The following is an 11,014-nucleotide window of genomic DNA, read 5'->3' as shown; positions in this document are numbered from 1 at the left end:
AAATTGTGATATTATTTATGGAACAGAACGGTCTGTGTTTAATATTCGACCGGAGTTTAATCAAAATATATATAAGGGGTGTTTTTTAATGAAACTGAAACTCGGAACTAAAGAATCCCTCCGCCGTGAACATGCCTTTCATCCCAATATTATTTTGTTTTGGCTCCGACATCGTTTGTATCTGTCAGACCGCCGTTTTATGGGTTTTAAAAGAAACACGCTGTTTTGGGTTTTTCCAATGGGAAAACAGGAGATCACCTATCCTGTCAGGAATTTAGTGAGTGTAAATGTGTATACTAAATTTTATTTCTTTCGATTTGTGATTGGATGCTTCTTGTTATTTGCATCACTCATATTGTTAGAGAGTGCACTTACCAATGCATTTATAGTTCTCGGGTTGGCTTTATTTCCGCTGCTCCATTGTTTCGTCAGCCGCCTGGAAGTTTCTCCGAGTAATGGAGACAGACAAATAATTGATGTGAATATTCTTGAACGTCAGGAACTTCAGAACTTTGCGAATGAAGTTAATATCGTAATAGCAGAATATGAGTAATTAATACTTTAAACATTCAATACCTATGAAAAAAAGACGTGAGCTAACATAGTATGATCACCAGTAAGAAACTGACGTATTTATTATACGTCAGTTTCTTAAGTCACCTATACTATGAAATTGGTTTCACAACAGATTATTCAAGGTGCTTTAACGAAACTTTTTGCTAAATAGAGGTTCTGTAAGTACTCCTGGCTGTAATTAGGTTGACTGCATCCTTGGCCTGCGAAAAGAATAGAGGAAAGAGCGGGAGCAGTTTTTGAACAATAACTAAAGCCCTGCAATTATCGAGAAGAAAGTAACCAGACTTCCTGCTGTTAAAAGAAAATAGCTGTAAAATCTTTTATTGCGCACGTAATCCTCAACTCCGAATAAAATTAATACAGGTCCTGTAATGTAAAAGAATAAAGCATCAGCGATGAAATGACTGGTAAAGGATAGGATAACCAGAATAACAAGCAGAAAAGCAGTAATGCGGGTAATCAACGTCAGCATAAAAAAACTCCTTTCCAATACCTAATAGAAGTAACGACAGATGGTTTCATCTATAATAACAGATTATTTTAATGCGCAGACAGAGCTTCTTCGTATAACATAAGGAGAACGGGATTTTGTTTACTGTATTTACATTATGTATACTAGTAATTTGATATAAATAATTCAGGTTTTTTTTAAGTCTGACAAGGGAACGAAAATAAAGGTGAAGCTAATTTTTTAGAAGGTGGTCATACTATGACAGAATGGAACGGAAAAACAATAGTCATTACTGGAGCGAGCAGCGGAATAGGCGAAGCAACGGCTTCGAAGTTCGCGTCTGAAGGAGCTAACGTCGTTTTAGCTGCCAGAAGAACAGAGCGTCTGCAGTCATTACAGGAGAGGCTGAGTCATCTGCCTGGTAACGTCGTCTACAAAGAAACGGATGTTACGTCTCAGCAGCAGGTAGAGAACCTGATTCAGTTTGCGATTGATAAATTTAATGCTGTGGATGTTTTATTTAATAACGCAGGCTTAATGCCTCTCAGCTTTATGAAAAATAAGAAGGTTGATGAATGGGAAAAGATGGTTGATGTTAACATTAAAGGTGTTTTATATGGCATAGGGGCTGTGCTTCCACATATGCTTGAGAGAAATGAGGGTCACATTATAACTACATCTTCCATCGCTGGTCATGAAGTTATGCCTGCGGGAGCAGTTTACTGTGGAACAAAATTTGCAGCAAGAGTAATCATGGAAGGTCTCGGGAAAGAAATTGCGGGCAGCAATGTAAGGACTACTTCTATTTCTCCAGGTGTTGTGGATACAGAACTGACTGATACGATAACAGATGAAGAAGCGTTGGAAATGCTTAAAAAAGGAATCGGCCTGGATAAAATGACACCGCTTCAAGGAAAAGATATTGCAGAAGCGGTTTACTATTCAGTAAATCAGCCGACTCATGTAGATGTAAATGAAGTAATAGTAAGACCTAACCAGCAGGGCTGATAAAAGGAATAGAGGGAAATTGCTATATGATTAAGTACCGTACATCATATCGAAAGCAATTTAAATTTTTAAACCTGCTTAGCCATGCTGGAAAAAAGTATTTATAATGGGTAGAGCCGGCGTTAAAATCAGCGGCGTTAGTGTAAAATATAAGTACAAATACGAATATCTTTGTCTTCGTATATCATCATTTCATCAATGAAGTTTTTTTATGTTGCTTCAGGCTGCCGTCCCCGTGAGAATTAATTCTCACGGGGACGGTTTTTTGCTGTATTTTCTATTACTGCATTGAAAATAAAGTAGATAATCGTGCGCTTTCGTTTCCATGGGGACACTTTCAGAGCGGGCCTGCCTCAGCTGATTTCGTCCTCCCTTCCGTCGGGCGGAGTGAGGTTCGTCTTTTCTTTATAAACTACTAATCAGGTCATGGGGGAATGCAGCTAAACTTCTTTTACGCTTGCAATATAAGGCAGATTTCGATAATACTGGGCATAGTCAATACCATATCCGACGATAAACTCATCAGGAATGACAAAACCAACGTAATCAATTGGAAGGTCAACCTGCCGGCGTTCAGGCTTGTCGAGAAGTGTACATATTTTAAGTTGTTTAGGCCGGTGCATTTTCAGGTGATCCATCAAAAAGTAAAGTGTTAATCCACTGTCAACAATATCTTCTACGACAACTACATTTTCATTTGTAATATTTGTATCCAGATCTTTAAGAAGACGGACTTTACCAGTCGTTTTTGTCTGGTTTCCGTAACTTGAAACGGAGATGAAGTCCACCTGTATATTCCCTTTCATTTCCCTCATGAGATCGGCAGCGAAAACAAAAGAACCTCTCAAAACAGCAATTAGTACAACAGGTTCGTCGTTAAAATCTTTTTGAATTTCCGCGCCTAGTTCCTTTACCCGCTGTTTGATCTTGGATTCGGAAAGCATTACTTCATTAATTTCATAGGACATAATTATGTAACCCTCTTTCTGATTGATTCTGTTAAAATCGAGTGTTATTGAAAAACGGCTGCGCATGAAAAGCTGATGGCAGTCCCTTTCCTGTTTTGTAAGTATGGGACGTCCATGAGTCAGTAATCTACCCGATCAATGGCTTTTCATATTCGGAAATAGTACAGACCATAATTAAAATTCCTGAAAATTGACAACAACAAACGTTAACAGCACTTTTAAATAAATTCCTTCTTTATCATACTTGTTTAATGGTTTATTGATCAACCATGCTTTTAAGAATTGTTAGTATAATAGGATTTAATTTAGTCAATAGAGGGAACGTGTATCATCAGGAAGCTTTGTAAAGAGGGCAATGTATATTTTATATACTGCATTCTTTAGAAAATAAGATTATTAATTTCTGAGGAGGAATAACAGTGGATCCAAAATACAAATTATTTCACAACGACGAAACACTAAGTGAATCGATCGGAAAATTGAGAAAAGATGGTATACGTGATGATGATATTTATGTATTAAATTCTGATTACGGACATGCAAGAAGAAACCGTAAATCAACTGATGCCAATAAAATTGGTGTGAGTGAGCAGGGACTGGGAACTTCTTTAAAAAATATTTTCCGCGGTAAAGGGAATACGCTTCAAACCAAAATGAAAGAAATTGGTATTAGTGCGGATAAAGCGTCTGAACTGGAAGAAGAACTTGACAAAGGCAAAACTCTTCTCGTAGTTACCAATCAGGAGAAAGTAGATTTTTAATTATAGTGAAAGATGGATCAAAAACTGTTGGATGTATATTCCAGCAGTTTTTTCTGTTTTGTGCACTCTGCCTTGTCGGAAAAAAGGCGTTCCTCCATTGCTTATTAAAGAATGATCGCAGCAAAAGACGGGCACTCCAGAAGGTTTAGAGAACCGTCTGAGGATCCAATTTTGAGAAGATCTTTTTGGGGAATTCAGCTGATGACGAACTAACGGGGAAAGCGTCCGCCTGCAGAGAAGGTCTTCTGCTTTATTCGGTTTTTACAGAACTAACTTCATAATTATGAAAAACAAAGATTTTATGGCTGTATAAAAGTGGTAGAATAATAAGAAAGTATTTTACATTTAAAATGCCTCATTTGAATGATAGACAGAAACACATTCCCTCCATTACCTTAAATTTTCTTGTATTTTATTTTTGTACAATGGCCTTAAAGACCCTGATTTTAAAAAATGAGACGGAGGCGGGAGCTGTGAATCCTTATTTAAAAGAAAATTCCTGGTCTATTATTGAAGAAAGCTTTGATCCGAAAAAGCATGAAATATCCGAGAGTGTTTTCAGTATTGGAAATGGTCACATGGGTCAGCGGGCAAACTTTGAAGAAACTTATTCTGGAAAATCGCTGCAGGGAAGCTACATGGCAGGAGTTTATTACCCTGATAAAACCCGTGTAGGCTGGTGGAAAAATGGCTATCCGGAATATTTTGCGAAAGTGCTCAATTCCACTAATTGGATCGGTCTTCGAATATATATCGATGGGGAAGAACTGGATATAAATAAGGTGAAAATAACGAACTTTGTCCGGGAATTAAACATGAGAGAAGGTTTTCTTAAGAGAAAATTCACTGCTTATTTGCACGAAGATAAAGGTATTGATATAGAGGCCGTTCGCTTTGTAAGTGCTGCAGATAAAGAAATTGGAGCAGTATCTTATCAAATAACCCCGTTCAATTTTAACGGAAATCTTGAAATCTGCTCTTATCTGGATGGAGATATTAAAAACACGGATGCAAATTACGATGAGAAATTTTGGGAAGAAGCAGCTCAGAACGCTTTTGCAAACAGAGCACATGTTACAGTCCGCACAAAAAAATTAAATTTTCAATTGTGCTCGTTAATGGAAACACAGATTTACAGGGACGGGGAAAAACTGAGAATATCGGCAGTTCCAGAAGAGAGCTCAAAATATGCTGCTGTCAATTTTCATGCAGATTTAATTCAAGGAAAGACAGTAACTATATATAAATATGCTGCAAACGTAACGAACAGGGATCATGAGGAAAGCCTTTTGTATCAGGCCGCTGAAGAAGCACTGGATAAAGCTGTGACAAAAGGGTTTAATTTATTGAAAGAAGAACAGGCAGAAGCTTGGAAAAAGAAATGGAATGACAGCGATATTGTCATTGATGGAGACCTTTCTGCCCAACAGGGAATTCGTTTCAACATTTTCCAGCTGAATCAGACGTATAACGGGGAAGATGCCAGACTTAACATCGGTCCAAAAGGATTTACCGGCGAAAAGTATGGAGGAAGCACTTATTGGGACACAGAAGCATATTGTCTCCCGTTCTATCTGGCAACGTCTGATAATCAGACAGCAAGGAACCTTCTCGTATACCGCCATAATCATTTAGGAAAAGCGAAAGAAAATGCTGCTAAACTGGGTTTTGAAAAAGGTGCTTTTTATCCTATGGTTACTATGAATGGAGAAGAATCCCACAACGAATGGGAAATAACGTTTGAAGAAATACACCGTAACGGAGCGATTGCACACGCCATTTATAATTTTACCAATTACACTGGAAACACTTCATATTTACTGGATAAGGGAGTGGAAGTTCTCGTAGAAATTTCACGTTTCTGGGAAGAACGGGTAAATTTTGTGACCGACAAAGGTGTTTACATGATTCTCGGAGTTACAGGCCCTAATGAATATGAGAATAACGTCAACAACAACTGGTATACAAACCGAATAGCTTCATGGACTCTTGAATATACGTTGGAAGTACTTGAATTCATAAAATCAGAACACCCGCAATTATACAGAGAATGGACAGGGAGCCTTGCATTGAAAGAGAAAGAAACAGAAAAATGGAAAGATATAATTAACCGGATGTACTATCCGATTGAAGAAAAAAAAGAAATTTTCCTTCAGCAGGATAACTTTATGGATAAAGAGTTAATGCACGTAAATGAACTTGATCAAAAACATCTGCCGATTAATCAAAACTGGTCATGGGACAGAATACTGCGTTCTTGTTTTATAAAACAGGCTGATGTGCTGCAGGGGCTTCATTTCTTAAATCATGAATTTGATATATATACAAAGAAAAGAAACTTTGACTTCTATGAACCAATGACGGTTCATGAATCCTCTCTTTCTCCATGTGTTCACTCGATTCTTGCCTGTGAACTTGGATATAAAGAAAAAGCTTATGAAATGTATCTGCGCACAGCCCGTCTCGACCTTGATAATTATAACAATGATACAGAGGACGGCTGCCATATTACGAGTATGGCAGGGACGTGGATGTCTGTTGTTCAGGGATTCGGCGGTATGAAAGTGATAAAGGGAGTACTGCATTTTAATCCCCTTATACCGGACCAGTGGGATGCTTTCTCATTCAAAGTTGTCTTTCGGGGTGCACGGCTATTTGTGCACGTGGACAAAGAGCAGATAACGATCGCCAACGAAGCTGATGCTGCAGAGGTTTTCGTTAACAGCGAAAAGGTTGTTCTTGAACCGGGCCGGAAAATTTCTATTTCTCACCGTTGAAAATAAAACGTTATTTTTTATTCATAAGCATGGCTACCGGATGAATAGCAAGACTTTGAAGCATGAGAGAAAGAACGATTAAACTGAAACTGATTGACGATATTAAATCAATTTCCGTACCGCTTAGTGTTTCCAGTTTTAACAGTAAATAAACGGAAATAGCTCCTTTTACTCCGGAGATGCTGATTAAAAACCTTTCTTTAAAAGTGGATTCATGTTTGAACGGAATAAACCTGAGCATCGTTTCTACTGTAAACCAGCGGATCAGAAGGAGAGCGGTGAAAAAAATAATTACAGCCGTCCATAAATGGTGAAACAGGTACGGGGCAGCGACTAAACCGATTAATAGAAACAGCAGAGACAATATGGACACTTCCACGACTTCCCAAAAGCTGTCCAGAGATTCACGGAAATGCGATTCTTTATCAGTTTTACTGAACGTCGAGGATAGCATCAGGCCGGCAAATACCGAAGCAAGCACTCCAGAAACATGGACAGCTTCAGCTGAAAGAAAAACAGCATAAGCGACGATAATGCTCAGCATAATCTGGTAAGTACGGTTATGAGTAAAGTGTACGGCTCTGCCGAAAAGCCATCCGCCCGCTGCCCCAATTCCTATTCCGCCTAAAGAAACATACAAAAACTGTGTTAGTGCTTCTGCGGGTCCTTGAGGGGCGGTGGAGTACCACGTAAAAAGAAAAGTAAACACGACGATGCTCGTGCCGTCGTTAAGAAGAGATTCGCCTTCGACTACGTTCGTTACAAGCTCATCATTTAAGTCTTTTGAAAGAATCTGTACAACTGATACAGGATCGGTAGGGATTAAGACAGCTGCAATAAGCATAGCCGCGATCAAAGTAATGGTCGTAAATGGCTGCGCAAGCCAGTATACGGCGAGTCCCGATAAGATTACAGTTGCCAGAATCCCGGCGGTTCCGAGTACTGCGATGACAGAAGCATATTTTTTCATGTATTTAATGGGGAATTGATAGGCGCTGACAAACAGCAGGCCTGGCAGAAGGACGTGGTATAAAAAATCAGCAGTAATAGTAAGATCCTCATATACCGGCAAAAAAGATAAAACAAGCCCAATAAAAACCAGAATAGGGGAAACGGGAAGATTTTCTTTTTTAAAATCAAGCGTGTAAACAAGGTAGCCGATAAAAAGCAGGATTATGTAAGGAGCCATTTCCATCGTAAACACCTCCTGATTGATTGAATGCCGCATTTAATGACCTTTACCCTTTTACTCGTAATTCAAAAAAATAAATTTAAAGTGGTTATTTACAAAGCTGCTTTTAAAATAGGCTGCCTTGAAAATAAAGTAGAAAATCGGTGAAAGTGCGCTTTCGTTTCAATGGGGACGCTTTCCGGGCCGGCCTCAGCTAATTCCGTCCTCCCTTCCGTCGGGCGGAGTGGGGATCGTCCTTCATCGCCCCGGAGTTTCCCCATGTGTCCCCAAGCTTACGGTGAAAAGACAGGGCAGAATCTGCCTTCTAATAAAGATGATTCCTGTTAAACAACATTGACCCCACCTGTATAGATGGGAAGTTCCATTCCTGTAGAAGGCAGCACAGCTTTTAATAAAGAAACAAAAATGGAGTCCTGATCAAATCTGCTGTCATATTCAAAAGAAAACAGCTGTGATAAACTTTATAAAAAGTTTATGGTATGAAAATCCTTGGAAAGGAGTGGGGGAATGCTAGGTCTATTTCCAGCGTGGATCTGGATTACATATTTCATTTTAATGACGCTTACTCTGGCAGCAGCTGGTGCTGCGGCGATCCGAAGAGAATCTCCTGCTTATTCTTTGTTCGCTGCTGGTCTTGTGCTGGTGCTGCCTCTCTTCTTAATTCTCTTTTTAATGGGGCGCCCCGTTGAGGAACACGAACTGGTATTTTTATGGAGAGAACTGAGACGCTTTTCCTTTGATGCCATATTTCTTGTTTTTCTGCACCTTTATTTAATTGTTTGGTGGATGTTCATTATATTTAATAAAGAACCAGAGCGTTAATTACTAACCGCTAATACAGCAGGCTTTTTTAGGTCAGCTTCTTATTTAGCAGGTTTTTAAATAAGTCTGCCCAAAAAGTAAGCTAGCTTGAAAAAAGTAGATAAGTGATAAACGTGCGCTTTCGTTTCCATGGGGATGCTTTTCGGGCCGGCCTCAGCTAATCCCGTCCTCCCTGCGGTTGTGCGGGGTGGGACTCGTCCTTGATCACCCCGGAGTCGCCCCATGTGCCCTCCAGCTTACGGTAAAAAGACAGAGCAGAACCCGCCTTCTAAATAAAGAAGCCCTTTCCGACTATCTTTCATGCCACCTGAATAGAGGGAAAATTCAAGTCCTGTAGAAGATCATTTTCATGCCTCATGGTGCAAAGGTTTTGCTTGAGTGTCTCTGTTACATTTCTCTACATTTATCACTGGAATTTAACAGCACTTTATACGAAAAGACTTTAATTTAAAAAATGGAACCCGCTTTCCGTGAGATCATACAGATGAAAAATATCTGATGATCTTATGGAGAGCTTTTTTGTATTAAGGGAACAAATAATACTGCATAGTTTATTGGGATTATCTTCGGTTAATAAGGAATTTAATGGTTTTCCTTTTCCCATATTTCCACTTCTAAGTTAATATATTTTTTATTTGAGGAGAAATTGACGAATGCATCCAGCCATGGTATTCTCGTAAAGGCTTTTTTACATTATCGATTTATTAAATTAAAGGGATGAAGGAGTAATTGGTATGAACGCTGTTATTGTCGCTGTTTTAGTTATGATTATCTTAAGTTTATCGCGGATCCACGTCGTACTTGCTTTACTTATCGGAGCAGTGGCAGGCGGGCTTACTGCCGGTTTTTCAGTAACAGAAACAATTTCTATTTTTAGTGAAGGTCTTGGTGACAATGCTCAAATTGCTTTAAGCTATGGACTGCTGGGAGCTTTTGCAATTGCTATCAGCTTTACCGGCCTTCCCGAATTAATGGTTAAACTGGCTATTAAGCTCGTTGGTAAAGAAGGGGAAAGTCGTCGAAGCTCTTTAAAGAAGGCATTAATATTGTTTGTTATCGCAATTATCGCGAGCTTTTCCCAAAATTTGGTTCCTGTTCACATTGCATTCATACCACTGCTGATTCCACCGCTGCTTAAAGTTTTTAATGAACTGGCAATGGATCGGAGAGCTGCTGCCACAGCGTTGACGTTCGGATTGAAAGCTCCTTATATTTTAATACCAGCCGGGTACGGCCTAATCTTTCACGAAACAATCGCAGATAATATGGAAGCGAGCGGCCTGCAAATAGCTTTAAATGATATACCCGGAGCCATGGCGCTACCCGTTCTCGGAATGGTTGTTGGTCTATTTATTTCCATATTGATTACTTATAAAAACCCTCGAACCTATGAAGATAAAGATCTTGCTCAGGGGGAGGAAAGCAGTCCCCAAGCACCAGAATCTCCAATGGGCATATTCGTTGGTCTTACGGCTATTCTTTCAGTACTTGCAGCTCAGGTCAGCACAGATTCCATGATCATAGGAGCTGGTACTGGTTTAATCATACTTTACATTTATTTTTCTTATCTGCACATCACAAGAAAATTCACACTTCAGGAAGCAGATGAACTCATGACCCGCGGTATGAAAATGCTTGCTTTTATCGGTTTTGTTATGATTACAGCCGGTGGGTTCGCTGAAGTGATACGAGAAACAGGTCATGTGGAACTGCTTGTTGAAAGTACAGAAGTGTGGTTTAACGACAGAATGGGCCTTGCAGCGATAGCGATGCTTCTGATCGGTTTGTTTATTACGATGGGCATTGGTTCTTCATTCGCTACTGTCCCCATTCTGGCAGCTATTTTTGTGCCGCTTGCTGCCTCGCTGGGGTTTTCACCGCTTGCAACAATAGCGTTAATTGGTACAGCAGGTGCTCTTGGGGATGCAGGAAGCCCTGCTTCAGACAGTACTCTTGGTCCAACGGCCGGTTTGAATGCTGACGGACAGCACAATCATATTTGGGACACTGTCGTACCGACTTTTCTTCATTTTAATATTCCGCTGCTTATTTTCGGCTGGATAGCCGCGATGATTCTCTAAGTTTCATCATTGCATCAATTGATTTTCCAAAAGATATGTACCAGCGCAGGGAGTACCAGCTTCTTGATTTATACGATAAATATTTACGGATTAAATAACTGAAGTACGGCACGTTAGTAAATGCTATACATTCGATCAGGAAAAAAATCGCCCCTTTTCACAAAGGATACGGCGATTTTTTTGCGTGATTTTTATTGTCATGCTTGAATCTTATTGGATGAAAAGCCGCTTAATTTTCAAGTTTCGCACCTCCATGGAAGAGAATTCGGTGGGGGGCGAATCATTCTGTTTTATTTTTTACAGGAAAATTAAGTATATTGAAGGTAAATTCATTAAACAGCAGGTTTATGGAGAAAATTCGCTCAATTTAGACTTGTT

The 11,014-nt window shown here is 39.5% G+C and carries 9 protein-coding genes; 6 read left to right on the top strand and 3 right to left on the bottom strand.

Annotated elements, in window-relative coordinates:
* The first annotated feature begins 88 nt into the window (after positions 1–88).
* Positions 89–553, top strand: coding sequence for a hypothetical protein (locus tag FTX54_RS09645; RefSeq protein ID WP_147802387.1), 465 nt, complete (start codon positions 89–91; stop codon positions 551–553).
* A 270-nt stretch (positions 554–823) separates the two neighbouring features.
* On the opposite strand, the gene FTX54_RS09640 is transcribed toward FTX54_RS09645, so the two are convergent.
* On the bottom strand, positions 824–1,048 hold the full coding sequence (locus tag FTX54_RS09640; RefSeq protein WP_147802386.1) for a hypothetical protein: 225 nt from the start codon (positions 1,046–1,048) through the stop codon (positions 824–826).
* Between the two features lie 237 nt (positions 1,049–1,285).
* Here FTX54_RS09640 and FTX54_RS09635 point away from each other — a divergent pair, with 237 nt between their 5' ends.
* Positions 1,286–2,035 (top strand): SDR family oxidoreductase, encoded by a 750-nt coding sequence (locus tag FTX54_RS09635; RefSeq protein WP_147802385.1) that lies wholly within the window; start codon positions 1,286–1,288, stop codon positions 2,033–2,035.
* A 440-nt stretch (positions 2,036–2,475) separates the two neighbouring features.
* Here FTX54_RS09635 and hpt read toward each other — a convergent pair whose 3' ends face one another.
* Positions 2,476–3,003, bottom strand: coding sequence for a hypoxanthine phosphoribosyltransferase (gene hpt / locus FTX54_RS09630; RefSeq protein ID WP_147802384.1), 528 nt, complete (start codon positions 3,001–3,003; stop codon positions 2,476–2,478).
* A gap of 419 nt (positions 3,004–3,422) precedes the next feature.
* On the opposite strand from hpt, the gene FTX54_RS09625 reads away from it, so the two are divergent.
* Together FTX54_RS09625 and FTX54_RS09620 are read left to right on the top strand one after the other, a co-directional pair.
* Positions 3,423–3,764 carry a general stress protein gene (locus tag FTX54_RS09625; RefSeq protein WP_187254433.1) on the top strand — a complete coding sequence of 114 codons (342 nt, stop codon included), beginning with the start codon at positions 3,423–3,425 and terminating at the stop codon, positions 3,762–3,764.
* A gap of 473 nt (positions 3,765–4,237) precedes the next feature.
* Positions 4,238–6,541: a glycoside hydrolase family 65 protein gene (locus FTX54_RS09620; protein ID WP_147802382.1), complete on the top strand. Its 2,304-nt coding sequence runs from the start codon at positions 4,238–4,240 to the stop codon at positions 6,539–6,541.
* 10 nt (positions 6,542–6,551) lie between these two features.
* Here FTX54_RS09620 and FTX54_RS09615 read toward each other — a convergent pair whose 3' ends face one another.
* Positions 6,552–7,736: a cation:proton antiporter gene (locus FTX54_RS09615; protein ID WP_187254432.1), complete on the bottom strand. Its 1,185-nt coding sequence runs from the start codon at positions 7,734–7,736 to the stop codon at positions 6,552–6,554.
* Between the two features lie 504 nt (positions 7,737–8,240).
* Here FTX54_RS09615 and FTX54_RS09610 point away from each other — a divergent pair.
* The gene (locus FTX54_RS09610) at positions 8,241–8,555 is read left to right on the top strand and encodes a hypothetical protein (protein ID WP_147802380.1); all 315 of its coding nucleotides are present in this window, start codon (positions 8,241–8,243) and stop codon (positions 8,553–8,555) included.
* 734 nt (positions 8,556–9,289) lie between these two features.
* Positions 9,290–10,636, top strand: a complete 1,347-nt coding sequence (locus tag FTX54_RS09605; RefSeq protein WP_147802379.1) for a Na+/H+ antiporter family protein — start codon at positions 9,290–9,292, stop codon at positions 10,634–10,636.
* Positions 10,637–11,014 lie beyond the last annotated feature (378 nt).

Origin of the sequence: Alkalicoccus halolimnae (assembly GCF_008014775.2) — a bacterium.
Taxonomy (GTDB): domain Bacteria; phylum Bacillota; class Bacilli; order Bacillales; family Salisediminibacteriaceae; genus Alkalicoccus; species Alkalicoccus halolimnae.
Note: the sequence above shows the minus strand (reverse complement) of the source record. Positions and strands in the feature narration are given on the sequence as shown.